General features: G+C 32.7%; 24 protein-coding genes. 6 read left to right on the top strand and 18 right to left on the bottom strand.

Annotated features, from left to right (window positions below; translation table 11 throughout):
* Nucleotides 1-10 precede the first annotated feature (10 nt).
* Entirely contained in the window at nucleotides 11-2,206 is a 2,196-nt protein-coding gene (gene recQ / locus B0A68_RS07785) for a DNA helicase RecQ (RefSeq protein WP_035682331.1), read from the bottom strand.
* 86 nt (nucleotides 2,207-2,292) lie between these two features.
* Here recQ and B0A68_RS07780 point away from each other — a divergent pair, with 86 nt between their 5' ends.
* The 4 genes from B0A68_RS07780 to lptB all read left to right on the top strand — a co-directional run bounded on the left by B0A68_RS07780 (nucleotide 2,293) and on the right by lptB (nucleotide 5,382).
* Entirely contained in the window at nucleotides 2,293-3,258 is a 966-nt protein-coding gene (locus B0A68_RS07780; RefSeq protein WP_035687853.1) for a KpsF/GutQ family sugar-phosphate isomerase, read from the top strand.
* On the top strand, nucleotides 3,258-4,073 hold the full coding sequence (gene tatC, locus B0A68_RS07775; RefSeq protein ID WP_035682334.1) for a twin-arginine translocase subunit TatC: 816 nt from the start codon (nucleotides 3,258-3,260) through the stop codon (nucleotides 4,071-4,073). The genes B0A68_RS07780 and tatC overlap by 1 nt, the downstream gene beginning before the upstream one ends.
* Entirely contained in the window at nucleotides 4,066-4,419 is a 354-nt protein-coding gene (locus tag B0A68_RS07770; RefSeq protein ID WP_007803834.1) for a carboxymuconolactone decarboxylase family protein, read from the top strand. Before tatC ends, B0A68_RS07770 begins: the two co-directional genes overlap by 8 nt.
* Nucleotides 4,420-4,641: 222 nt before the next feature.
* Nucleotides 4,642-5,382 carry an LPS export ABC transporter ATP-binding protein gene (gene lptB / locus B0A68_RS07765; protein WP_035682337.1) on the top strand — a complete coding sequence of 247 codons (741 nt, stop codon included), beginning with the start codon at nucleotides 4,642-4,644 and terminating at the stop codon, nucleotides 5,380-5,382.
* Between the two features lie 84 nt (nucleotides 5,383-5,466).
* On the opposite strand, the gene B0A68_RS07760 is transcribed toward lptB, so the two are convergent.
* Both B0A68_RS07760 and B0A68_RS07755 read right to left on the bottom strand, forming a co-directional pair.
* Entirely contained in the window at nucleotides 5,467-6,318 is an 852-nt protein-coding gene (locus B0A68_RS07760) for a glycoside hydrolase family 25 protein (protein WP_035682339.1), read from the bottom strand.
* A 10-nt stretch (nucleotides 6,319-6,328) separates the two neighbouring features.
* Nucleotides 6,329-7,039, bottom strand: coding sequence for a CDP-alcohol phosphatidyltransferase family protein (locus B0A68_RS07755; protein ID WP_035682342.1), 711 nt, complete (start codon nucleotides 7,037-7,039; stop codon nucleotides 6,329-6,331).
* 192 nt (nucleotides 7,040-7,231) lie between these two features.
* Between B0A68_RS07755 and B0A68_RS07750 the strand changes: the two genes are divergently transcribed.
* Both B0A68_RS07750 and B0A68_RS07745 read left to right on the top strand, forming a co-directional pair.
* Nucleotides 7,232-8,299: a putative type IX sorting system protein PorV2 gene (locus B0A68_RS07750; RefSeq protein WP_240475232.1), complete on the top strand. Its 1,068-nt coding sequence runs from the start codon at nucleotides 7,232-7,234 to the stop codon at nucleotides 8,297-8,299.
* Between the two features lie 39 nt (nucleotides 8,300-8,338).
* Nucleotides 8,339-9,475 carry a lipoprotein N-acyltransferase Lnb domain-containing protein gene (locus tag B0A68_RS07745; protein ID WP_035682348.1) on the top strand — a complete coding sequence of 379 codons (1,137 nt, stop codon included), beginning with the start codon at nucleotides 8,339-8,341 and terminating at the stop codon, nucleotides 9,473-9,475.
* A 1-nt stretch (nucleotide 9,476) separates the two neighbouring features.
* On the opposite strand, the gene B0A68_RS07740 is transcribed toward B0A68_RS07745, so the two are convergent.
* The 15 genes from B0A68_RS07740 to B0A68_RS07670 form a co-directional block, all read right to left on the bottom strand.
* Entirely contained in the window at nucleotides 9,477-10,871 is a 1,395-nt protein-coding gene (locus B0A68_RS07740; RefSeq protein WP_035682350.1) for a sugar transferase, read from the bottom strand.
* A 57-nt stretch (nucleotides 10,872-10,928) separates the two neighbouring features.
* Nucleotides 10,929-12,278, bottom strand: coding sequence for an O-antigen ligase family protein (locus B0A68_RS07735; RefSeq protein WP_035682351.1), 1,350 nt, complete (start codon nucleotides 12,276-12,278; stop codon nucleotides 10,929-10,931).
* Between the two features lie 4 nt (nucleotides 12,279-12,282).
* Nucleotides 12,283-13,353, bottom strand: a complete 1,071-nt coding sequence (locus B0A68_RS07730) for a glycosyltransferase (protein ID WP_035682354.1) — start codon at nucleotides 13,351-13,353, stop codon at nucleotides 12,283-12,285.
* Complete coding sequence (locus tag B0A68_RS07725; protein ID WP_316930968.1) at nucleotides 13,350-14,480, bottom strand: glycosyltransferase; 1,131 nt, start codon at nucleotides 14,478-14,480, stop codon at nucleotides 13,350-13,352. Before B0A68_RS07725 ends, B0A68_RS07730 begins: the two co-directional genes overlap by 4 nt.
* A gap of 43 nt (nucleotides 14,481-14,523) precedes the next feature.
* A complete protein-coding gene (locus B0A68_RS07720) occupies nucleotides 14,524-15,627 on the bottom strand; it encodes a glycosyltransferase family 4 protein (protein WP_035682356.1) in 1,104 nt (367 codons plus the stop codon).
* A gap of 65 nt (nucleotides 15,628-15,692) precedes the next feature.
* A complete protein-coding gene (locus B0A68_RS07715; protein ID WP_035682359.1) occupies nucleotides 15,693-16,838 on the bottom strand; it encodes a glycosyltransferase family 4 protein in 1,146 nt (381 codons plus the stop codon).
* Between the two features lies 1 nt (nucleotide 16,839).
* Nucleotides 16,840-18,219 (bottom strand): glycosyltransferase family protein, encoded by a 1,380-nt coding sequence (locus B0A68_RS07710; protein ID WP_035682362.1) that lies wholly within the window; start codon nucleotides 18,217-18,219, stop codon nucleotides 16,840-16,842.
* A 73-nt stretch (nucleotides 18,220-18,292) separates the two neighbouring features.
* Nucleotides 18,293-19,177: a hypothetical protein gene (locus B0A68_RS07705; RefSeq protein WP_035682363.1), complete on the bottom strand. Its 885-nt coding sequence runs from the start codon at nucleotides 19,175-19,177 to the stop codon at nucleotides 18,293-18,295.
* Nucleotides 19,177-20,610 carry an MBOAT family O-acyltransferase gene (locus B0A68_RS07700; RefSeq protein ID WP_035682366.1) on the bottom strand — a complete coding sequence of 478 codons (1,434 nt, stop codon included), beginning with the start codon at nucleotides 20,608-20,610 and terminating at the stop codon, nucleotides 19,177-19,179. The genes B0A68_RS07705 and B0A68_RS07700 overlap by 1 nt, the downstream gene beginning before the upstream one ends.
* 41 nt (nucleotides 20,611-20,651) lie before the next feature.
* On the bottom strand, nucleotides 20,652-21,290 hold the full coding sequence (locus B0A68_RS24805; RefSeq protein WP_051892462.1) for a CatB-related O-acetyltransferase: 639 nt from the start codon (nucleotides 21,288-21,290) through the stop codon (nucleotides 20,652-20,654).
* A gap of 75 nt (nucleotides 21,291-21,365) precedes the next feature.
* On the bottom strand, nucleotides 21,366-22,499 hold the full coding sequence (neuC, locus tag B0A68_RS07690) for a UDP-N-acetylglucosamine 2-epimerase (protein ID WP_035682369.1): 1,134 nt from the start codon (nucleotides 22,497-22,499) through the stop codon (nucleotides 21,366-21,368).
* Nucleotides 22,492-23,532, bottom strand: a complete 1,041-nt coding sequence (gene neuB, locus B0A68_RS07685; protein WP_035687861.1) for an N-acetylneuraminate synthase — start codon at nucleotides 23,530-23,532, stop codon at nucleotides 22,492-22,494. The genes neuC and neuB overlap by 8 nt, the downstream gene beginning before the upstream one ends.
* A 19-nt stretch (nucleotides 23,533-23,551) precedes the next feature.
* Nucleotides 23,552-24,214: an acylneuraminate cytidylyltransferase family protein gene (locus tag B0A68_RS07680; RefSeq protein ID WP_035682371.1), complete on the bottom strand. Its 663-nt coding sequence runs from the start codon at nucleotides 24,212-24,214 to the stop codon at nucleotides 23,552-23,554.
* Nucleotides 24,211-25,314, bottom strand: a complete 1,104-nt coding sequence (locus B0A68_RS07675) for a glycosyltransferase family 4 protein (RefSeq protein ID WP_035682373.1) — start codon at nucleotides 25,312-25,314, stop codon at nucleotides 24,211-24,213. The genes B0A68_RS07680 and B0A68_RS07675 overlap by 4 nt, the downstream gene beginning before the upstream one ends.
* The gene (locus tag B0A68_RS07670; protein WP_035682376.1) at nucleotides 25,307-26,341 is read right to left on the bottom strand and encodes a glycosyltransferase family A protein; all 1,035 of its coding nucleotides are present in this window, start codon (nucleotides 26,339-26,341) and stop codon (nucleotides 25,307-25,309) included. Before B0A68_RS07670 ends, B0A68_RS07675 begins: the two co-directional genes overlap by 8 nt.
* Nucleotides 26,342-26,361: the final 20 nt, after the last annotated feature.

Below are 26,361 nucleotides of genomic sequence, written 5' to 3'. Positions count from 1 at the left end.
AAAAAAAATTTTAGTTCGCTACTTCACTAATAAATTTAATACGCATCAAACGCAATTCATCAATATCATAATCACCGTCAAATTCTTTTAGTGCGTCTTCGATTTTATCAGATTCAGATTCCATGAAATAATCGTGAATTTCTTCTTGCTGATCATCATCAAGCATATCATCAACCCAATATTTAATATTTAATTTGGTTCCTGCGTATACGATCATTTCCATTTCTTTGATCAGAGCATCCATCGAAAGTCCTTTCGCAGAAGCGATATCTTTTAATGATAATTTCCTGTCAATATTCTGAATGATATATAATTTATTTGCAGAGTTTACTCCTGTAGATTTTACGACTAAATCATCTGGACGAATGACATCATTATCTTCTACATAACGACTGATTAGTGTAACAAAATCTGCTCCGTATTTTTTTGCTTTTCCCTCGCCAACACCATGAATATTGTATAATTCCTGTAGCGTAATTGGATATTTTAATGCCATATCTTCAAGAGAAGGATCCTGAAAAACGACAAATGGAGGAACTCCAAGTTTTTTGGCTACTTTTTTACGCAGTTCGCGAAGCATTCCCATCAAGACTTCATCTGCAGTTGCAGAAGATTTTGAACTGGCAACAATAGCGTCGTCTTCTGCATCACTATATTCGTGATCTTCAGACATCATGAAGGAAACTGGGTTTTTAATAAAATCCAAACCTTCCTGAGTAATTTTTATAACACCGTAAGTCTCAATGTCTTTTGAAAGATAACCTGTTACGAGAACTTGTCGCAGCAAAGCCATCCAGTATTTTTCATCGTGATCAGAACCTGAACCAAAAAAGGATTGTATATCTGTTTTATGTGCTTTAATAACGGCATTGATACGTCCGATTAAGGTAAACACAATTTCTTTTGACTTATAGATATGTTTGGTATCACGAACGATTTCAAGCAATTTAACAACTTGATCTTGCGCTTCAATTTTATTTTTAGGATTACGAACGTTATCATCCATATCTGCTCCTTCTCCGGTTTCGCTGTCAAATTCTTCACCAAAATAATGCAATAAGAACTTTCTTCGCGACATAGAGGTTTCGGCGTAAGCCACAACTTCCTGCAACAGTGCAAAACCAATTTCCTGTTCTGCAACTGGTTTGCCAGACATGAATTTTTCCAGCTTTTCTACATCTTTATAGGAGTAATATGCCAGGCAATGTCCTTCTCCGCCATCACGTCCTGCGCGTCCGGTTTCCTGATAATAACTTTCTAATGATTTTGGAATATCGTGGTGAATGACAAAACGAACGTCTGGTTTGTCAATTCCCATTCCGAAAGCGATTGTTGCAACCACCACATCTACATCTTCCATCAAAAACATATCCTGATGTTTTGCTCGTGTTTTTGCATCTAATCCTGCATGATAAGGAACGGCACTGATTCCGTTTACCTGCAGAACTTCGGCAATCGATTCTACTTTTTTACGGCTTAAGCAGTAAATAATTCCAGATTTGCCTTTATGCTGCTTGATAAATCGAATAATATCCGATTCAATATTTTTAGTTTTTGTACGTACTTCGTAATATAAATTGGGTCTGTTAAAAGATGCCTTAAAAGTATTAGCATCAGACATATCCAGATTTTTAAGAATATCTTCCTGAACTTTTGGAGTTGCAGTTGCCGTAAGACCTATAATAGGTACTTGGCCTAATTGCTTTATTATATTTTTTAGGTTCCTGTATTCCGGCCTAAAATCATGACCCCATTCTGATATACAATGCGCTTCGTCAATGGCTACAAAAGAAATAGGCACACTTTGTAAAAACAACACATATTCTTCTTTTGTAAGAGATTCCGGCGCCACATACAACAGCTTTGTCAATCCAGAAGTGATATCTTTTTTAACTTGGGCAATTTCGGTTTTAGTAAGCGAGGAATTCAGTACATGTGCAATTCCGTTTTCTGAAGAAAGGCTTCGAATTGCATCAACCTGATTTTTCATCAAAGCAATCAAAGGAGAAACAACAATAGCTGTTCCGTCCTGAATTAAAGCGGGTAATTGATAACAAAGAGACTTGCCGCCGCCTGTAGGCATTATAACGAAAGTATTCGTTTTACCTAAGATACTTGTAATGACTTGCTCTTGCAAACCTTTAAATTGGCTAAAGCCGAAATACTTCTTTAATTCCTTGTGTATTTCAATTTCGTTTGAATTCATTCTTTATATTAATGGTAATTTGTATAAATTTGCAACACATAAAGATACAACTTTCTTTTATACATACAAATTTTAAATATTCTGTTTTGATCACGAAAGAAAATATATTAGCAATAGCAAAAAAAACAATACTCTCTGAAAGTGAAGCAATTACAAAACTAATTGATTTTCTGGACGAAAATTTCTCCGAAGCAGTTCAACGAATTTACGAAACCAAAGGTCGCCTGATCGTTACAGGCATTGGAAAAAGTGCCATTATTGCTCAGAAAATGGTAGCTACTTTTAACTCCACCGGAACACCATCTATGTTCCTGCACGCGTCAGAAGCTATTCATGGTGATTTGGGAATGATTCAAAATGATGACATTATAATCTGCATTTCAAAAAGCGGCAACAGTCCCGAAATAAAAGTTTTAGTTCCCTTACTAAAACGTTTTGGAAACACATTAATTGCCATAACAGGAAATGTAACTTCTTTTTTGGCAAAAGGTTCAGATTACATACTTAATACCACAGTAGACATGGAGGCATGCCCAATAAACCTGGCTCCTACAAACAGTACTACTGCTCAGCTTGTAATGGGTGATGCCCTTGCAGTTTGCTTAATGGAAATGCGTGATTTTAAACCTGAAGATTTTGCAGTTTATCATCCGGGAGGCGCTTTAGGAAAAAAACTTTTGCTTCGTGTAAAAGATATGATCGAACACTCTTTAAAACCTATGGTTTCACCTGAAACTTCAGTAAAAAAGGTTATTTTTGAGATCTCTGAAAAAAGGCTGGGCGTAACTGCTGTGATAGAAAACAACAAAATCATTGGTATTATTACCGATGGAGACATCCGAAGAATGCTAAATGACGTAGATACTATTGCTGACTTAACTGCAAGAGATATTATGTCAAAAAATCCTAAATCAGTATCTTCAGAAACTATGGCAGTTGATGCTTTAAATATTTTAGAAGATTTTGCGATAACACAACTTATCGTTTCAGATAACGGAGAGTACAAAGGAGTATTACATTTACATGACATTTTAAAAGAAGGAATAGTATAATGGCAAAAAAAAACCTTGGCGAGATGTCATTTTTAGATCATCTTGAAGAATTAAGATGGTTATTAGTTAGAAGTACAATTGCAATATGCATTATGGCATTTGTTACTTATTTTGTTAGTGATTATTTATTTGATCAAATTATTTTAGGGCCAATAAGACCCACATTTTTTACTTATGTATGGTTCTGTGATTTATCGCACCAATTGGGTTTTGCAGACAGCATTTGTATTACCGAGCTGAATTTTATTATTCAAAACACAGAAATGGAAGGACAGGTAAACATCTTTGTATGGATGTGTATTCTGGCCGGTTTTATTCTAAGTTTTCCTTATATATTATGGGAAATCTGGAAATTTATCAGCCCTGCTTTATATGAGAAAGAACGTAAAAATGCAAAAGTTTTTATCTTCACCTCTTCCCTGCTTTTCTTTTTGGGAGTATTATTTGGGTATTTCATTGTAATTCCGATGTCTGTAAATTTCGTTGCAACCTTCTCTGTGAGTGATGTCGTAAAAAACCAATTTACACTGGAGTCTTATATGGGAATGGTAAAAACAAGTGTATTAGGCAGCGCCATATTTTTTGAACTGCCAATCGCTATTTATTTCTTAACCAAATTAGGACTTGTAACTCCTGTTTTTTTAAGGAAATATTGGAAATATGCCGTAATAATTATTTTGATTATCGCTGCAATTGTAACACCTCCAGATGTTGTGAGTCAAACCATTGTTGCAATACCAATGCTAATTATATATGAAGTAAGTATTCTGATCGCAAAGATTGTTTATAAAAATAAAATGAAAGAAAATGTCTGATATCATTCAAGAATTTAACGACTATCGTTCTAAAATGAACGAAAAATTACTAGCTGACAACAACAAGATTGTAAAGAGAATTTTTAATCTTGATACTAACGCTTATGCACCCGGAGCTCTTGATGTAAAAACAAAAGAACTTTTAGGATTAGTAGCATCTGCAGTGCTGCGTTGTGATGACTGTGTAAAATATCACTTAGAAACCAGCCACAAAGAAGGAGTTACCAAAGAAGAAATGATGGAAGCTATGGGAATTGCAACTCTTGTTGGAGGAACAATTGTTATTCCGCATTTAAGAAGAGCTTACGAATTTTGGGAAGCCCTTGAAGAGGAAGCTGCTAATTAGAAAATGTGTCAATTTGATAATTAGATAATTTCTCGAAATGCTCTAATTATTTAATTCTTAAGCACAAATCTAAATTTTGAAAACGCAATAATTTGTTAATTGATTTATCGGATTGATTATTTTACATTTATTTTGCCTTTCAAATCAAATTATAAAATTGAATAGTGAGTTTGTTTTTCAATTATCTCATTTTCTAATTATCTAATTATCTAATTGAACTAAATGAAGCTAAGAGCCGATAATTTAATCAAAACCTATAAAGGAAGAAGTGTTGTAAAAGGAATTTCTGTAGAAGTTAACCAAGGAGAAATCGTTGGACTTTTAGGGCCAAATGGTGCCGGAAAAACAACTTCTTTTTATATGATTGTTGGATTGGTAAAACCAAATCAGGGAAATATCTATCTTGATGATTTAAACATAACCGATTATCCCATGTACAAGCGTGCACAAGAAGGAATTGGTTATTTGGCACAGGAAGCTTCTGTTTTTAGAAAATTAAGCATTGAAGATAACATTCTGAGTGTTTTACAATTAACTAAACTTTCTAAAGAAGCTCAAATTGCAAAAATGGAAAGTTTAATTGAAGAATTCAGCTTAGAACACATTCGTACTAACCGAGGAGATTTACTTTCTGGAGGAGAACGCCGTCGTACCGAAATTGCGCGTGCGCTGGCTACAGACCCAAAATTCATCTTACTAGATGAGCCTTTTGCAGGAGTTGACCCTGTTGCAGTAGAGGATATTCAGAGAATTGTTGCTCAATTAAAGAACAAAAATATCGGAATTCTAATAACCGATCACAACGTTCAGGAAACTCTGGCAATTACCGACAAGACCTATTTAATGTTTGAAGGAGGAATTCTTAAAGCAGGAATCCCAGAAGAACTGGTCGAAGACGAAATGGTTCGCCGTGTTTATCTGGGGCAGAATTTTGAGCTCCGCAAGAAGAAACTTGAATTTTAGAATTTAATATATAAATGGTAAAAAGTAAATTTGAATTACTTTTTACCATTTTTTCTTTTACCCTTTAGCTTTTTACAAAATATTCTAGTCAACCGTAATAAACTGCAATTGCTGTAAATCTCCGTTATAAATATTCACATCTACATTATGTTTAATTCCAGGAACAGTAGCTTTTTCTGTAAACTGCCAAAACAGCCAGTCGTCTTCAATTTTTTCTCTGTAAAAATTATAATTGGCTATCCAGAACAAATATTCTCCGAATTCATCTTTTAAGAAATCCGAATAATATCTTTCCCCAGTATAAATTATCGGGCGCACTTTATAATGATTTTCTACTTTGAGAAGCCAGCGTTTTAAACCTTTCTTTAAACTGTCTATTGACTGATTTTTTGGTAATCTCTCGATATCCAAAACCGGAGGCAGATCTCCTTTTTCTAATTTTACTGTTTCAATAAAAAGGTTCGCCTGTTCTATCGAATTTTCGTTTGGACGATAATAATGATAAGCGCCTCGAATCATTTTATTTTCTTTAGCACCGATCCAATTTCGCTTAAACTGATAATCCTTTCTATCTCTTCCAATAGTAGCTCTAATAAATACAAAATCTATTGGGTATTTTTGCTCTAAAGTATCAACATAAGACCAGCTGATTTTTCCTTGATATTCTGAAACATCCAAACCTATAGATTTCCCTTCATGTTTTGCCAGAACCTGAAAATTTCGCACATCAGAAAGACGTTTATCTTCTGCTTCTTTTTCTGAAATTTTGTTAGCTTTAAAACCTAAATAATAGGCTAATCCACGGCGGTAATGATAGACACCCGCAATAAAAAGCAATGCTAAAATTGACAAACAAAGGAAACGCAGCATTCGGCCGAACAGTGACCAGCCGGACTTCTTTGAAACAGTTTTACGATAAGTTGTCTTTCTTCCCATTCAAATAAAACTACTTTTTGAAAAACACATTATTTACAACCGACAACAAAACATAAAAAATGATAATTACAGGTATAGCCATGTATTGAAGTAAAATCAGCAAAACAAAAGAAATCAGTAAAAATGACATTTGAAGTGCATTATCTTTGAAGTTAAATTTCTTTACTTTTAATGAAAATAGTGGAATTTCTGCATTTAAAATATAAGCACTGAATAGCGTAATAAGAAGTAAAACCCATTGGTTGGTTAAAATTTCTAAAACTATTAAAGAATCTGAAAACTCTATTACCAGAGGCAGACTTAAAATGAAAAGTGAATTTGCAGGTGTCGGCAAACCAATAAAAGAATCGGTTTGACGCGTATCGATATTAAAATTTGCCAAACGGTAACAAGAACCCAATGTTATAATAAAACCTAAAAAAGGAATAAATGGATGTGTTCCTAATTCATGTGCACTGTTTGAAAACAAAGTGTACATAACATAACCCGGAGCAACTCCGCTGGTTACCATATCTGCTAGAGAATCTAACTGCAACCCAAGCGGACTGGACACTTTGAAAATTCGGGCAAAAAAACCATCAAAAAAATCGAAAAAAATTCCTAAGCATACCATGTAAAAAGCCATTAAATAATTGGCTTCAGAAATATAAACTACTGCGATACAGCCACAAAAAAGGTTTATTAATGTGATTAGATTAGGAATGTGTTTTTTAATATTCATCTTTTAAATTAATTTGATAATGGTAAGCAACAAATTTAGCATAATAACCGCATCTAAAATAAGTTTTTAAAAGAGTTTTTTATTTGAAATTCTTTCTTTCGCAATATTTCTCAAAAGGAACAAATTAGATCCGTAAAATATTATATTTTTGATAAAAATTAAAACAGGCCTCGATCTGCTAAAATCTATCCGTTGAAGAAAATCTTTGTCTTTTTATTATTTTGGAGCTTTACCTCACAGTATGCGCAAACTATTCGAAAATATTCGAATGAATTTATGAATATTGGAGTTGACGCTGCTGCACTGGGAATGTCGAGTGCAGTGACTGCCTCTACAGATGATGTAAATGCCGTTTATTGGAATCCTGCAGGATTAACAAAACTAGAAGATCATCAAATCTCTTTAATGCATGCCAATTATTTTGCCAATATTGCTCAATATGATTTTATTGGATATGCAAGCCCGATTGACGACAGAAGTGCCTGGGGAATATCGATGATTCGTTTTGGGGTTGATGATATTATGGATACCACACAATTGATCGACAGCCAGGGAAATATAGATTATAACCGCATTAAATTATTCTCAACTGCAGATTATGGATTTACTTTTTCTTATGCCAGAAAGCTGCCTGTTGAAGGATTTCAATATGGAGTAAATGCAAAAATAATACGACGCGTAATTGGTAAATTTGCTAATTCCTGGGGATTTGGTTTTGATCTTGGACTTCAGTTTGAGAGAAATGACTGGAAGTTCGGATTGATGCTCCGAGATATTACAACAACATATAATGTTTGGAATATTGACGAAGAAGAGTATGAAAAAATCGCCAATGCAATTCCCGGAGAAAATAATGAACTGCCGGAAAGCACCGAAATTACACTGCCAAAAGCCCAATTGGGAGTTTCAAAGATGATTGAATTTCATAATGATTACAGCCTTTTGATCGCTACAAATCTAAACATGCGTTTTGAGCAGACTAATGATATTATTTCATCTAAAATAGTGAGTATTGATCCCGCAGTTGGTTTTGAATTTGGATATACTGATTTGGTATTTTTAAGAGCAGGAGCAGGAAATTTTCAGAATGTTACGCAATTAGATAATACAGAAAAACTAAGTTTTCAGCCCAATATCGGATTGGGTTTTAAATATAAAGGTGTTCAGGTAGATTATGCTTTAACAGACTTAGGAAATCAAAGTACTGCTTTATATTCTAATATTTTTTCTATAAAAGTAGATTTAGGTATTTTTAGATAACCATTACAAAACCAATATTTTTTTTTAAAATTTTAGATCATGAAAAATGTCATTTTCAAAAGAACCGTTTTTAGTTTACTATTCTTAATAAGCTTTATTGGATTTGGTCAAAGTTTACCTTTATCCAAAGAGGCCAAAATAAGTATTCTAACCTGCGGACTTGGTAACGAATCTTATAGTTTTTTTGGACATACCGCTATTCGGGTAGATGATCCTGGAAATAATATAGATATTGTATACAATTATGGCAATTTTGATTTTAGGACACCTAACTTTGTAGCAAAATTTGCCAAGGGTGATTTGCAGTATTTTGTTGGAGCGGCTTCTTTTCCTGATTTTATAAATGAATATACTGATGACAAAAGAAGCATTTTTGAACAGGAATTACTTCTTTCACAAGATCTTAAACAAAAGCTTTTTGATAAATTAAACACTGCTTTATATTCTGAAGATCGTTATTACACTTATAAATTTATTGATAAAAATTGCACCTCTATGGTGGTTGATGTAATTAACTCAACTTTAGGCGGAGATGTAGTGGTTAAAAAAGAGAATAAAGATCTAACCTATCGATCCATTTTATTTCCTTATTTTGATGGGCATTTTTATGAAAAATTGGGTACCAGCATAATTTTCGGAACAAAAGTGGATCAGTTAGGAACCACAATATTTTTACCTTTTGAATTGAAAAACAGTTTAGAAAAGACTACGTTTGACAATCACCTTTTGACGGGTAAAACTAAGACCTTACTAAACTTTGAGAAGGTTACTCCGTTTTCTTGGTGGAATAATATTTTTACTTACATTTTTATACTGCTGGCCATAATCTTGATTAACAATAAAAAATTAAATGAGTTTTATCTTTTAATTTTGACTTTAATGGGAATCTTTTTTGTTTTTGTTGGTTTTTATTCGCTTCATCATGAACTGGCGATGAATTACAATGTTTTACTATTTAGTCCGCTGCTGCTTTTTTTAATTATCTTTTCAATTTTAAAAAATAAAAGAGCAGTGTATAGACTTGCTCTTTTACATTTGACATTTTTAGTGGTCTATTTTATACTTATGATTAACAAGGCGCATTTTTTTATTACGCTGCCTCTTATAATTACTAGTGGAATAATCTTGGTTAGAATTGCAATACAAAACAAAAAGCGAATTCCGATTATAATATAAATTATTGTCCGCGGTAGAATAAAACTGTTGTAATCGTTTTAAATGTAATACTTAAATCCAGAAAAATACTTCTGTGTTTAATGTAATACAAATCATATTGCAGTTTTATGAGGCTTTCGTCTATAGATTCTCCATAAGAATAATTTACCTGCGCCCAGCCTGTAAGTCCGGGTTTAATAACATGACGTGTTTCATAAAACGGCATAATACTGGCAATTTCCTGAACAAAATGCGGACGCTCCGGTCTTGGCCCGATAACTCCCATATCTCCCTTCAAAATATTAAAAAACTGAGGAAGCTCATCGATTCTTGATTTGCGCATAAATTTTCCAAATGGGGTAATTCTTTTATCGTCTGCGGCGGCAAATACGGCACCATTAATTTCTGAATTGCTGATCATAGTTCTAAACTTATAAATCTCAAAAACAACTCCGTGCTTTCCAACGCGCTGCTGCGTATAGAACAAACTTCCTTTGTTTGCTAAAAAATTTCCGAAAGCTATAAAAGGAATTAACAGCCCGCAGATCATCAGACCTGTAACAGACAGTAAAAACTCTATTAACCGTACAAAACTCAAGTACAGCTTATTACTATTACTGCGGCTAAAAGGAAAAAAACGATAAAAATCTCTTGAAATATAATGAACCGGGATTCGCTGTGTTTTACTTTCGTAAACCTGAGTGTATTCTCTGATTATATTTCCTGCTTCTAATAAATGAAGTAAATGCTGGTATAAATCGGCTGTGATTCCATCTGTACTTTGACAGGCGATGACAATTTCTGCGACATTATTCTTTCTTACGAAGTCCTCCAAATTCTCTTTTTTAATTTCTTTTACATATTGAAATTTTGAATTTTCATTTGAAGCAGCATCTGAATTTACAAAACCTATAATTTTGTAATTTGGATCGACATTTTCTAATCCTAAAACCAAATCTCCTACCTGAATTTTATCACATATTAAAATCACATTTTGAGTAAAACGCTGAGAAGCGAGAAAATAGGCATAAAAAAATCGCCAAAGAAGTAATATAAAAAGTACTGTAGAATAAAAGATAAAAATCACCAATCGCTGTTTAGGAAGTTCTGGCGACAAAAAAGGGGTAAACAAAAAAACCGAAACAGTTGTTGTTACTGTAAAAATTACGTTTCGCAGAATCTGAAATTGATTGCTGGCGACTTGAAGATTATACATTTCGAAGATGAATCCGAAAATGTAAATGTAGGCAATAAGTAAAACTGGGGCATAGTAGTGTGTCCAGACAAAAGCAAAATAATGGTAATCGAATATCATGCTTACGCCATACAAGGCCGTCAAAACAAAAAAGGCATCAAAAACAGAAAGCAGTACTTTCCGCTCCGAAATCTCAAAATGTATTTTATTTTTTTTAGTCATTTATTCTAATAATTTGGGGGTAATTAGGCAGAGCAAATGTATCATAAAAAACATAAATTAATTCAGTGTACTTTCTTCTTTTTCAGGTTTTTTTGCCACTACAGAAAGTAGTGCCAAACCGTAAACAAATGCTGGCGCTGCGGTACGCATTGCAGCATGATTTATGGTTAAAAACCAAAATGCTAAAAACGAAAGTGCAAATATATTTCGCCGATCGTTTGCAAATAATATCAACGGAGTAAAGAGTAAAATCATTAAATCCAGTATACCAAAGGTGCCATGTTCTGCAACCATTCTTGTAACTTCATTATGAGAAGCAGCATTAATTCCAGTTTCTTCTTTTCTAATTTCTTTATTTTTTCCTACTCCTACTCCTAAAATAGGATTGTCTAAAAACATCTGAAATTCTGAAGCAATAAGAGTTTCTCTTCCCGACAGTTTACTTTTTTTTACTCTGCCAAGAGCATCCTTATTTGCATATCTTTTATTAATTAATCCGCTAGTTTGTAATGAAGAATAGCCCCAAACTCCAAGTCCTGCCAAGAAAGTAATAATTACTACCACACCAATTTTTGACTTAGCACGAGAATTTCCCTGATAATAAAGCACCATTAACAATAACGCGATCATGACGATTGCGGTGATTACTCCTCCTCTCGAAAAAGTAACAATACCTCTAAATGCAAAAATCAAAACAAATGAAGCATTTATCATCAAAAGCAGTTTGTTTTTTGAATTCAAAAGGAATTGTACAAAGAATATAAAAAGTCCTAAACCTAATACGGTAGACACTTGGTTTGGTCCAAATCCGCCTGACGTTAAAAAATTAGAATCTGTTCCTTTTACTACCTCTTTCACACTCGGAGCATACAAAAAAAGATAGACCGCTGTAGAAACTAAGGGCAATGATAATACGGTAATAACAGACTTTAGCCTTTCGTAACTTATTCTTCTCTCAAAACAATAAATCGCGCACATTCCTAAACAAACCGGACCAGTAATATTAAAAGCGATTGCCTTTCTAATATCGGTATCAAAATTTAAAGAAAAAACAGAAACGATAACACCTGGAATAAGAAATATAAAGAAAACCCAATATATAAATGCCCTGTTAGAAAAGCCTGAATAAATAATAGCGGTAAACATAAAAATCATGATGATATATTTACCCGCTTCATTTAGGATAGCACCGCCTGTCATCCTTAAAAGCACTTCTGCACCAATAACATACGCTGACATTATCAGTACTTCATTATTTTTATTTTTGCTTTTTATAATAAAAGCAAGACCAAAAACAACAATAGATAATGTATATAATGTTGAAATAAGAGGTAAAATAAAAACCAATACTCCTATAAAAACATGGAATAGGATCAAGTAAAGATATGATAATGAAGATTTTTCCATTAATTTAATTTTTGTAGGCCGCGATTAATTTTTCAATTACTTTATCCTTTGAATAATTTTTAATGACAGTTTCTCTAAAATTGACGCTTAAGTTTTTCCTAAGCAACTCATCATCTGTTACTTTCTTGAGCTGGCTTTTTACTTCCAAATCATTTAGGGGATCAAACAATAATCCATTAAACCCGTCTTGAATTACCTGAGAACAATATCCTGCATTTGTAGAAACAACTGCCAGCTGCGCCATAGCATATTCTAATAATGTTACCGGAAATCCTTCATCTGTAGATGCCAATACTCCAACAGTAGATTGTGATAATATATAATTAACATCGTTTTTACTGCCATACAAATGTATATGATTTTGCAGGGAGTTTGAGTTTATAAATTTTTTAATATTGTCTGAATACGAGTCAAAATAATCTTTTCCTATTAAATGAAGACTCCATCCGGATTGTTCTAATTTTAATTCATGAAAAGATTTTACAATCAAAAGATGGTTTTTAGGATCTTTTAGATTTGCTAAAAAAACGATTCGTTTGTTATCGTTCCCATTTAGAGTTGTCAGCTGCTGATTATCTTCACGCTTCGATACAAAATTTGGAAGAAAGAATACTTTTTTGCAATGCATATTTTTTATGTTCCAATCCTGCAGCTGAAGGTTGACAGTAAGTACAGAAGAGAAAAAATAAGATAAAGCAATTAATGTTTTATTTTCTTTTTTTGTTTCTCTAATGCGGGGACCATAATGATCATGCCACACAATTTTAATTCCGGGTAAAGTAAACTTTACTAAAACCGCTGTAAAAAAAGAAGAACTATGAGCATGAATTATATCAACTTTATTCTTTTTGAGATATGTTCGTAATCTGAAAATGGCGTTAAAATCAATTTGTTTTTTTCTATTTAAAAACAAATACGATACATTTTTATTTATTTGATTTAATAAATCTCCTTCTTTACGAGTAGCAATTAATCCAGAAAATTCGACTTCATCTGCTAATGCATTTGCAAAATTTACTGCCATTTTCTCAGCACCTCCAAGTGCCAGCGAATCTATAATTTGTACAACTCTCATTTATGCAAAAGCTTTTTAATTTCTGCCTCAAAAATATCAGTAGTATAATTTTGTGACCAGCCGGACGAAAGTGCACTTTTAGAGTAAAAGCATTGATTATCTAAAAGCATAGCTTCTATTGGAGCTGTATCGGTTTCTAAATTCATCTTCAATAAAATACCACTTTTTCCATAATCCAGCATAAAAGGCACACAGGATACCGAAGTCGAAATAGGAACACATCCCCAGAACATACCTTCGGCAACGGCTTTGGGCCAGCCTTCACTTTTAGATGGCAAAACAACAAAATGGCTGTTTTGATAGGCACTTTTTACTATTTCTAAATTTTGATTTCCTTTTAAAAAGATATGATTGTTCAATTTATTATTTTGAATATATTCTTCTAAAGATTTTCTTTCTACACCTTCACCATACAAATCCAGCACAGCGTTATGACCTTTTTCAATTAATCTTTCTACTAATTTAATTGCATACAAAGGATTTTTTCCTGAAACCAGACTTCCGACAAAGATAAATTTTATGCCTGAGTTAAAACTGGTTTTTTCAATGATCTCTTTATCAGACTCTGAATAGGTCGCTGTAAAAAAAGATTTTATGTTTTTTGATTGTTCCGGCCATTCTCCATAGACTAAAACCTGCATATTTTTGGTCAAAAAAGTATTATTTAAAATATATTTCTGCAGTCTGTAAGACCATGGCTGTTTACTTTCTGGATCCCAATTTCCGGCATATTTTGCTGTTTTTATTTTGCTGGGAAATAAAATTTGAACCAGACATCCTAAAAGTCCAACATTTCCAGGACATCGCAAATGAATATGATCTGCGGTCTGCATTGCTCTAAAAATCTGCCAAAGCACAAACGGTAAATTAATCATACTTTTTAAAACACCAAGCGGAGTTGTTAATGCCAAAGCAGTGATTTCTTTAAATGATATTTTTGAATGTTCGTAAGCTAAATCAATATTTCCCGCTTTTTCTTTACTTAAAGGACCAACAATGGTAACCGAATCAATATATTTTAACCAAATATTCATTTCGCGCACATAGGGAGCATAACCCAATAAATGAGCATTCTCTTTGTAATGAGACACATGGGTAATGATGGTAAAGTTTATTGGTTTTGGCACTGATTTTGTTTTTGAATAAAGTGAACGATTAATTAAATACTTCTTAAGATTTTTGGATTATTTGGTTCATGGCTTCCACATAACTGTCGATACCAAATTTTTCTAAAAATGTTTTTCTTGCGTTGATTCCCATATCATAATGTTTTTGGTCATTATTTTCTACTCTTTCAAACATTAAAATCATTTCTTCTATGTTGGGATTAAATTTAAAACATTCTATTCCGTCTTTTAATTCTGAAGAAAGTCCCGTATTATTTGAGATCAACAAAGGGGTTTGATTCATCATTGCCTCTAATCCGACTGTTGGCAGATTGTCTGATTTTGATGGTATCACTGCGTAATGGCTTTTGTTTAAATACGCATCTATTTCGCTATACGACAATGGTCCAACTATGTTTACAGCATCATTATGAGCGCCTAATTCCTCTATTTGTTTGTCGAGAATTCCGCCGCCTGCAATATTCAAAATTATCTTGGAGTTTTTAAACTTATTTTTATATTCCAAAAAAGCGCTGATTAAATCAATTACACCTTTTGAAGGTTCCAGACGACCTAAATACGATATTAAAATAACATCTGGATTTGATGCTTTTTTTTCGATAAATCGATCTCTCATTGGGTTTAATATCTTAATTCCCTTTGAGCTGTTAAAATATATTTTTAAATCTTCTTTGGCTAAATCCGAAGGGCAGATAACTGAATCTGCAAATCCTTTATAAAGTAATTGTTTTCTAATTTTTTTTAATTTCCTGCTCAAAGACGAACTGGAAACATCCTGCTGAATTTGGGTTGAAAGTGTATGGTAATAAGGAAACGTTTTAACGCTCCCAAAAGACAGTATTTTTGACACTATAGTGGTAATGTTAACATTTACAAAATGACTTATTATTACACTAGGTTTATACTTAATATAAATTTTAGCAAACCACAATGCATCACTAATTTTTACGGGTCTTTTTTCTGTTGGCCAGGAATAAACAAGCAGCTCTCCCTTTTCTAAATTTTCTTTGAACGATTTGATAAAAAATGGTTTATGAGAAATAAATACAACTCTGTTACCATTAAGTGCCAGATGACGAGCCAAGTAATAGCTCATAAAAGCAAAAGAACCTTCTGTATAATTATGTGCTATTAAGATTGTTTTCATTTTTTATTCTGACTAAGATCAAATTCAATTTATATTAATATGAATAGGGCAATTCGATCTTGAATTTATTTGCTTAAACTATTATAAAATTCAATATTTTGTACAGCAATTTTATCCAAGTGATATTTCTCAAGAACAAATTCTCTTGCTGCTTTACCAATTTCTTCTGCTTTTTCCTCGTTTCGAAAAAACCAAACTATTTTCTCAGCAATATCTTCAGGATTATAAGGATCGCATAACAATCCTGTTTTATAATTCTCTATCGTTTCTGGTCCCGGTCCTAATTTTGTAAATACAACTGCTTTTTTCATGGCCATAGCTTCTGGTGCTACTAAACCCTGAGTTTCCATATGAGATGGAAAAACACATACTGCTGCCGTCGCATATACTGCAGGAATGTCAGTAAATTTAACTGCTCCATGAAAATGAATATCGTTTATAATCTCTCCTAATTGAGGCAGTTCTTTTTCCTGGAGCATCTTGATATAGGAACTTCCATCAGGAAAAAACCAATCTCTGCCGTATATTTCTAATGAAACATCGGGATACTCTTTTTTTACTAAGGGAAAAGCTTGTATTAACTGTCGAACTCCTTTTTTCTCACAGACCGTTCCGGCAAAAACTATTTTTGGTTCTTGTTTATTAACAACAATAGGCTGAAAAAGTTCTGTATTTATCGGATTATTAATATAAGTAACTGGTTTGCTGTTGTAACTAAGGTATTTTTCTGTATGCTTTTTTACGAATTGAGAGACAGCAACAAATGCATCACTTTTTTTAAAGGATCTTTTTTCCTGAAATCCTTTCCATTTATTGATTTTCCTGTTTTCGCTTTCAGCAAAGAAATGATGACCGCCATGAAGCCTGATGATGTATTTAATATTTTTTATTTTGGCAATAAAAGCTAAACCAAGTTCTGAAGCTTCCACAATATTTATTGGTGCTGTTTTATGAACTTCTTTTATTTTTTTATTTATAGTTTTAAAGTTAAAATACCAAGAAAACAATTTTACTGTACTTCGTTTTAAACGATAGATACGAACACCTTCTAATGTTTCGGTTTCATTTTTTGAAGTATAATTGAGACCAATCACCGAAACTTTTATTCCTTTTTTGACCAATGCCACTGCCAAAGTTTTAACAAAACTTCCCATACCGCCATGCGGAAATCCTTCTTTAGGATATTCGTTTGTTAAGAAACAGATGTGCATTTTAAATAGAATTTATGGTTTCTCTTATTTTTGCAGCAGATTCTTTGTAATCCTCAAGTACAATATCTTTCCACTGATGCATTGCGGGACTGCATATTTTTGCAAGAGTTAATTTTGCCACAATTTCTTCTTTATCATTAAGCCATATAACGGCATCCTCACTTGGCATGCTTTTAAAATGCTGAAATTGATAAATAGTTTCTACCGACCAATCTTTTACATTTTTAGTCTGCTGATCGTAATTAATAAAAACACAAGGCTTATTAAACATTGCAAAATCAAAAGCCATTGTAGATCCTACATTCACTACAATATCTGCATAAAAAGCAGTACTGCACAATAATTTTACATCTTCTATTGAAGGATAAACTGCATTCCATTCGTTTGATGTATTAAAATACCATAAAGGCGCAATCTCCTTTATGAGACCTTTATAATTATTTACAACAGATTTATATCTTTCAGAAAAATCTACAGGACATCTTCTCAATACTATTTGATATTCATTCTGCAGACCAGCTTTTGTTAATTCTTCTGCAATATCATTCAAATAACTCGGATCATCTGGAGATGTTTTAGTGTCATCACCAGAAAAACAGATAATTTTTTTATCTGGATCTAAATTGTATTGCTCATAAAAGGTTTCCTTTTTAATAATATTTTGTTCATTCTCATAAAATTCAAACTGCGGAGTGCTTGTAATATGAATTTGCTCAGAAGGAATTTCCGGATAGTATATTTCTAATTCCTTCTTCATATGGTGAGACCAAACTAAATAATTATCCGCTCGCAAAGCCATTCGGGCTTTAGATAAATTATCCCAGGAATAAATTACAGTCGTAGTCTTAATTCCTAAATCAGCTGCGGCGGCAAAAATTGTTGTTGCTTTTAAAGCCCGCTGATGTGAGCAAAAAATAACTTTTGGCTGTGCTGCTTTTAAAATATCTTTTACCTCATCGTAAAAAATATTCTGGCGAATTGCTTTTTGATATTGCTTTTCCAGCTTTAAAATACTCGAATATTTTTTAAAAAAGGGAGCCGTTTTTTCTATTAATTTATAAAATATCTTTTTAGAAAATGTCTTTTGATTCCAATTCCAATTGGTTAATAATGATTTATTATTAACCAATTGAGCATTATAATAAAGTCTTGAAAGGCAGATTAATTCTCTTAAAAATTTCTCTTTGACTGATTCTTTGTAGACCGGAATTGAAATTTCATCATTAATTAAAACATTTTCTCTAATTGCTTTTAAAGTTTCTGAATCAAAATTATGAAACAACACCAAATCTTCACTAATACCCTCGAAGACACTAGAATATAGATAATTTCTAATCCCAACTCCGTCAGGAAAAAGCAGCATAATTTTATTATTTTCCATTTAAAAAACGTAACAAAAACGTTGTAAATCTAACAATTAGCACTTCAACTTTAAAAACAGAAACTGTTCTTATTTATTCCTTTCCAAAAAAATCTTTTAGAATTCTGGCTGTAAAAACTTTCGAGCCAGCATCGCTCATATGACCGCAGGAAGAAAAATATTTATCTTCTGTCACTACATTTTCATAATTATAAATTTCAGGATATGCTTTTTTAACTTTGTCAAAGTAGTTCATTCCCTTAACATTTTCGCACATTGGTGTCATTACTGATATAAAATTAATATTATTGGCTTTGCAGATATTTTTAATTTCTTCGTAATATTTATTATGAGGAAGCGGATTTAGATTAACAATATTGTTTTTCATATTCCCGTTTTTGTGTTTTTCGAGTCCACGATATCCTAAGTTATCTAGAATTCCTGTTTTTTTGTGCACTGCTGTCAGGAAAGCTTCTCTAAAACCTATTTTTCCGTCATATTTAATGTATCTGTAAAACGGTACATAATACAATTCATTATAATCTTCTTCATTTTCAAAATGCTTTCTAATTGTTTCAGAATTGTGAATGTACGGCAAAAACAAAGCCGCAATACCTTCTGCCTGATGCTCGTTAGAAAGATTTAAATCAGCTTCTAAAATGACATTTTTAATTGTGTACTTTCTCTCAATCATTAATTTCAACATTAATGAAGCTTCAAATAAATGTCCGCCGCTCATTCCGTAATTAAAAGTTTTCAAACCTTTATCCTCAAACATCTGTGCCACAAAATGATTGTTTGCACGAGAGGAACCCAATATGATCACATCAAACTTTTTGGCTTTTGAGTTTACCACAGTTTCAACTTTTCCGCGATTTCTGGACTGCATAAAAGCCAGCGTGTATAATGCGTCGAGAATAACTGCAATTAAGGCTGTTATAACAATTATTTTGACTGTATAAATTAAAAATTTCTTCATTAAAACTGAAAATATATAAATTCCTTGTAATCTGAGTAAGTTCCTAATGCTATAATTACGGCAATTGCAATAGCTAATTTAAGCATACTTCTTCTTCCTGATATAGGTTCTACTTTTGTACGATTGTTCCATTCTACCAAAACAAAAAGTGCAATCATTGGCAGTAATTCGTAATTGTAACGTTCGTTGTCTAAATATTGAGAACTAAAATTACCATTTGTAACAATTGTCTTTAAATACAAAACGGCGTCTGTTATGGTTTTTGCTCTAAAGAATACCCAGGCAACACAGGTTAGTAAAAAAGTCAATACAATATTCATTAGTACTCTGACTGAATCAAAATTAAATTTTAACTGTACCGTGTCTATATTATTTCGGTTGCTGTCAGATAATAACAGAGGCAGAAAATAAACTGCATTTATAAAACCCCACACAACGTAGGTCCAGTTGGCTCCATGCCAAAATCCGCTGACTATAAAAATGATAAATGTATTTCTGATTTTCATCCAGATTCCGCCTTTACTTCCTCCTAACGGAATGTACAAATAGTCTCTAAACCAAGATGAAAGTGAAATGTGCCAGCGTCGCCAAAACTCTGCAATATCTCTTGAGAAATAAGGGTAATTGAAATTTCTCAATAAATCTAAACCAAACAATTTTGAAACTCCTAATGCTATATCTGAGTAACCGGAAAAGTCACCATAAATTTGAAATGCAAAATATACCGCACCTAAAATAAGCGATAAGGAATTTACTGAAGTATAATGATCAAAAATAGCATTTGCGTATACGGCGCAGGTATCTGCAATTACGACTTTTTTGACTAAACCCCATACAATTTGATATATACCCTCTTTGGCGGTTTGAAAATTAAATTCTCTTTTTACTTTTACCTGAGGCAGTAAATGAGTCGCTCTTTCTATTGGTCCTGCAACCAAAAGCGGAAAATAGCTTACAAAAAGCGAATAATCTACAAAGTTGTATTCTGCTTTAATTCTTTTGTAATAAATATCAATTACATACGATAACCCGTGGAAAGTGTAAAATGATATTCCGACAGGAAGAATAACTTCTAATAATATTGGGCTTGCCTTAACTCCAATTGTATTTAGCAATTCTGAAAATGATGACGCAAAAAAGTTGTAGTATTTAAAGATTCCTAAAAAACCTAAATTGACTAAAATACTAAGCCAAAACCAAAACTTTCTGCTTTTTTCAGATTTCCCTTTTTCAATTTGTATTCCGGTGTAATAGTCCAGAAATGTCGAAAAAACTAATAAAAACAAGAATCTCCAATCCCAGCAGGAATAGAAATAATAACTCGCTACAATTAATAAGGCGTTTTGAGTGCTTTTGTTTTTATTAAAGACAAACCAATACAGGAAAAAAACTATTGGCAGGAAAATAGCAAAAGCTAAGGAATTAAAAAACATAAATTAAGTTAAGTATTTAAGTACAATATTAGAATTAATGACTAGAGCCATTTGCTAACAAATTCGTTTATAGGAATATAAAAGTCCCCAACATTTTCTTCTACTTTATCAGGACTCCAATTCCACCATTGTATTTTTTTCATTTTATCTATTGTATCCAAATCATATTTCATTTTTACAACGGCTCCGGGAATACCTCCAACAATTGCATAATCCGGAACATCTTTCGTTACAACTGTACCCGCCAGAATTGTAACACCGTCTCCAATTTTTACATTTGGCAGAATTACTGCATTCATTCCAATCCAGACATCATTGCCAATTGTAGTTTTACTAACAGCCGTTTTAATATCTTTTTTAAAATCTGACTGGCTTTTATTTCCAATAGAGATTTCTTTATTAACAAGATGATTAAAATGAGGAAATGTTGTAATCTCACTTACCATATGGTGTCCTGAATCTAAAATGAAGTTAACATCATTTGCAATAGAACAATATTTTCCTATTTCTAATGCCGAATTTTGATGCCATTGCCAGACAAATGCACCATTATGATAGGTTTTATATCCAATAGATACATTTTTTGCCTGATCTAAGTAGATTTTATGCTGCCCTTTAAGAAAATTAAAATATCCTTTTCCTAAAATTCCCCATAAAAATTTACGCAAAATTTGCTTCATTTTACTTTATTATTAATACTTGGCAAAATAGGTTTGTATAAGTATTTACGAATAATAACTTCTTTTTGTTTTCTTCTAAAAATCCTTAAACTGCTTTTGGTGATTAAGCTGCCAAATATCGTTTTTCTTTAGCGAATCTAAAAACAATTCGTTGCTATTTCCTTTTCCAAAATCATTTAAAGAAACCTGAACATGATGTGAGTCAATCATAGATAATGCTTCTTTTATACTTTTCTGAGAATAGTCTGTATTGATAATATCTGCGTGAACAGCTCTATTTTGCTGGCGTGTTCCTATATTAATAATCGGAATTCCGTAGTAAGGCGCTTCTCTAATTCCTGCGCTGCTGTTGCCGATAATAAATTGACTGTTTTTTAAGAGCGTCAGAAAATACTCAAAACGAAGAGAAGGAAAAACTCTAAATCTGGAATTTGATTTTAATTTTTGATAGGAATCTAATATAAACTGGCTGCCTAAATCGTTATTTGGAAAAATAACAATATAATTATGATTATCCTCAAGAAGGCAATTGACAAAGTCTTCTGCGTATTCCTTCATGGATTGAAATTCTGTTGTGACCGGATGAAACATTACAACAGCAAATTTTTTAAACGAAATTTGATAATATTTCTTTGCTGTTTCTAAATCGGGAAGTGCATTAGAAAACATAATATCAATATCGGGCGAACCAATTGTAAAAATAGATTCCTTTATTTCTCCCATTTGAATCAATCTTTTCTTGGCTTCTTTATTTGACACAAAATGGATATGACTTAATTTACTAACACTATGACGAATTAATTCATCAACAGTTCCAGACACTTCTCCACCTTCTATGTGCGCAACCAGAATATTATTTAATGATCCTACAATAGCACCTGCAAGTGTTTCTACACGATCACCATGCACGACAATCATATCTGGATTTATGCTTTTACAATAGCCGGACAGACCTTCGATCGTTTTCGCCAATGTAAGATCCATTGTGGTTTCGTGCGTATGATTTTCGAATGTATATACGTTCTTAAAATTACAACGATCGATTTCAATTAATGTGTAACCGTAAATTTCTTGTAAATGCATTCCGGTTACGAAAACAAAAACTTCAAATTCTGCTTCTTGCTCTAAGGTCGAAATCAATGATTTGATTTTACTAAAATCAGCTCGTGTTCCGGTTAAGAAAAGGATTTTTTTGACTGAATTACTCAAAATCTGTAAAATCTAATTGTTCATCGTTATCAATATCTCTTGATGCTGTTTTCCCGATTAAATCATTAAAGTGCTCCGCCAGAATTTTGCCAGTTCCAGGGCGTTTTACCCAGATATTTTCTTTCGTCAGAATTTCACCTTTTTTAATTGGCGCAATAGAACATACAGTAGCAAAAGCAAAATCAATTGTTACTTGTTCTTCCAGGGCGGGTTTTTTTGTTCCGCCTCGCATCAAAGCTATTTCTGCACTTGAGACGATTAATTCTCCGCAGGCTTTTTCATCCATACTGCAGACAATATCCGGACCGGTTCGCTGCATATGATCTGTAAAATGTCTTTCTAAAATACTGGCACCAAGTGCCACGGCGCCCAGACAAGCATTGTTATTTAACGTATGATCGCTTAAGCCGAATACCTTATCTGGAAAAGCTTCGTGCAGTTCTGTCATTGCACCAAAACGAACCAAATGAATAGGTGTTGGATATAAATTTGTAGTGTGTAATAAAGCAACAGGAACATTATGCTTATCAAAAACAGCAACCGCTTTCTGTACGCTTTCTATAGTATTCATTCCTGTACTCAAAATTACAGGTTTCCCAAACGATGCAATATGTTCTAACAACGGATAATTATTACATTCTCCCGAACCAATTTTGTATGCTGGTATATCAAACTTCTTTAATCTTTCTGCTGCTGCACGAGAAAATGGCGTCGAAATAAAAATCATGCCTTTACTCTCTACATAATTTTTAAGTTCCAGTTCATCATTTTCATTTAAGGAACAGCGTTCCATAATTTCATAAATAGAAACATCTGCATTACCCGGAATAACTTTTTTGGCTGCACCGCTCATTTCGTCTTCAACAATATGAGTTTGATGTTTTACTACCTCAACCCCGGCTCTATGTGCTGCATCTACCATTTCTTTGGCAGTCTGCAACGATCCTTCGTGATTAATACCTATTTCTGCAATAACTAAAGGCGGGAAATCTTGTCCAATTTTTCTGCCTGCAATTTCTATGTACGGATTCATAAATATGTTGTAAGATGTATTATTTGTTTTTGGAAAGAAGATATGCCGCATACTCAAAATCATTTTGATCGTCTATATCTACGCTGGCAAAAATATGATTTACTTCGAATGGAAAAGCATTTTCTGAAATAATAATGTCATTTAATATCAAAGAAGCTCTAGTAATATATAACAATCCATTTTCAAAAAAAATGGGTTCCAGATCCTGACTCCTCTGTCCTATCGTGTAATTAAAGGGAATAAATTTTTTATCCGCAATTTTTCCGAATTTTTGATGATTTCTTGAAACAGTAAACAAGCTGTCGCAATTTTCTTTCTTATAAATTTCAAATGCATCATCAAGCAGATTTTGCGGACGAAGAGGATTTGTCGGCTGCAGCAAAACTACATTTTCTACTTCTCCTTCTATAGATTGCAAAACATGTTTTAAAGCAGAAACTGTTGGTTCTAAATCTCCAGACAATAATTGTGGCCTGTCAATAACTTTTGCTCCAAATTCTAATGCCGTTTTTTTCACCTCTTCATCATCTGTAGTAACATAGATTTTATCAATTATTTTATTATTGCTCTGAGCATATAAAATACTGTGAACCAATAATGGATATTCGCCTAATACTTTTATATTTTTTTGAGGCAGTCTTTTAGAACCGCCGCGTGCCGGAATTATAGCTATTGTTTTCATTGTTTAAATCTCAGTTTTGCACGGTCAATAATCTCATTCATGCCTTTATTCCAGTTTTCCATAGAATATAAATCAGACGATAAAGCAGGAATTTCTATATTTCCTTGTAGAAAATCTTTTATGGCAATTTCCCATTCCGGAACAGCATATGGGTCTTTTATTAGTTTTCCCAGTTTTCCATATTGTAAAACTTCAGGAACACCTCCTAATGCCGAAGCTATGCCGTAATTACCGCAATGTAAAGCTTCTATCAAACTAAGTCCAAAACCTTCCTCGCATAATGTTGGAAAGAGATAACAATCTGAAGCTTGGAAATATTTAGGAAGTTCATTATTGGGAATCTTTCCTAAAAACAGTACACCATCCATTTTTTCTCTGGGATTGTTTCCAATTACTATCAATAAACAGTTTTTATAGTCTGAATAAATGGTCTGCCATACTTTCAAAATTAAATCTAGACCTTTTTTGGGTCTGTCGTTAGAGCACCAAACAAAAACTTTTTTATCATTAAAACCTAATTCCTTTCTTAAGGCAATTTTTTCGGATTCTGAAACTTTTTTAAATTTTTGAGTATCTATACCATTGTGTAATACTGAATAATAATTTGGCAATGCTGCAATCTGTTTTTTATGCTGCGAATAACTATCATTAGTTAAGAAAATCATTTCGTCTATAATTTCATAAAAATCACTTCCAGAATTTGGCTTTAGATAAGGTGGAAAACCGTGATAAAAAAACTGAATATAACATTGATTGGCAATTCCTTTAGAAAGAAGATATTTTTTTAATGGTTCAACCATTCCGTAATTATCAACAATCTGTATTATGTATTTCTGATTGGGAATAATTATCTTTTCGAGAGCTTGCAGGAATTCCAGCTTTTTTCGTTTCAAAAATTTACGCTGCAGTTTATGCCACAGTGTGAGATTTACAAAACTATATTCAATTCCGTTATATTTTTTTTCTGGTTTTGGACAAACAATGTAATCAATTTTATGATCGTGCTCTAAATAGTTCTTGTAAAGCGTTGTCCAGCTTCCTATTTTTGAAAAAGGAAGCGCAGATTGCGAAATCAGGATTACTTTTACAGAATCATTCATTTTTTTGGGTATATTTTATTGCTTCTTCTGTAGAAAGTCCTTTTAATTTAAGGCCGTAAAACCAAATTTGTTTTCTTGTAATAATCTTTGAGAAAACTTTGTATTTGAAAAAAAATGCAATTTTAGACAATTTAATTTTACTTAAATCAATTGAATTGTCAGGATAAAAATCATTTGGTTTTATTTCCTCTAAAGTTTGCTGCATCCAGTCTTCCTTTACATTTCCTAAATGAAATGCAAAATTATCTTCTGTAGAAAGTCTCCACATTCCTTTTTCTACTACGGGATAATCTAACAATTTGCTTTCGCTGTCTCCGCCCAGCATAAAGTTGGAATATTTTACATTTCTTTCTTCAAAAACTTCTTTTCTATATGTCGTAATAAAATGTCCGGCGCCAGCAACTGCTCTAAAATCTCCATTAGAAATCGTAAGGTATTTTTGGAGGTGAATCTCGTTGTACATTTCAGTATTTCCTACGCTTGCAGCAAATGCTTTTAATGCTTGCGGATTCTTAACTTTTGTAAAATAGAGTGATTTAGAAAACAGTAATTCAAACCAAATATTAAATGTGTGCGACTTTAGTGATTTTGAAGAAGGAGTAGGACATACGGCTCCGGTTTTTGGAAATTTTTCAAAAACATTATACGTTTCTTTTTGCCAGTCTTTCAAAAATAACACATCGGAGTCGGCAACTGTAATAAATGCAAAATCATGCCCTGAAATACCTTTTAAAATTGCATTTAACTTGCCAATATTTGTGGTATTAATTACCTCATGAATTTTTCCAGTTTCCCGAAGCTGATTTAAATAATCTGCTGTAATAGTATCGCTGCCGTTGTTTACAAGCGTTATATAGGTTTTAGGATGAATTGTTTTAAATAAAGATTCAAGACAGTACTTTAAAATCGTAAAGCTGTCTTTAAAATAGCCGTCCTGATTAGGAATATATACAGGAATTATGAGCTGATGAAAAAATTCATTTGGCTCTTGCGGCTTATCTTTATTTGGATTAAAACCTACTCGCATTTTTTTATTGTTCTAAAATT

Origin of the sequence: Flavobacterium reichenbachii, assembly GCF_002217435.1 — a bacterium.
Taxonomy (GTDB): Bacteria; Bacteroidota; Bacteroidia; order Flavobacteriales; family Flavobacteriaceae; genus Flavobacterium; species Flavobacterium reichenbachii.
The sequence above is the reverse complement of the archived record's forward strand: the minus strand, read 5'-3'. Positions and strand labels throughout refer to the sequence as shown.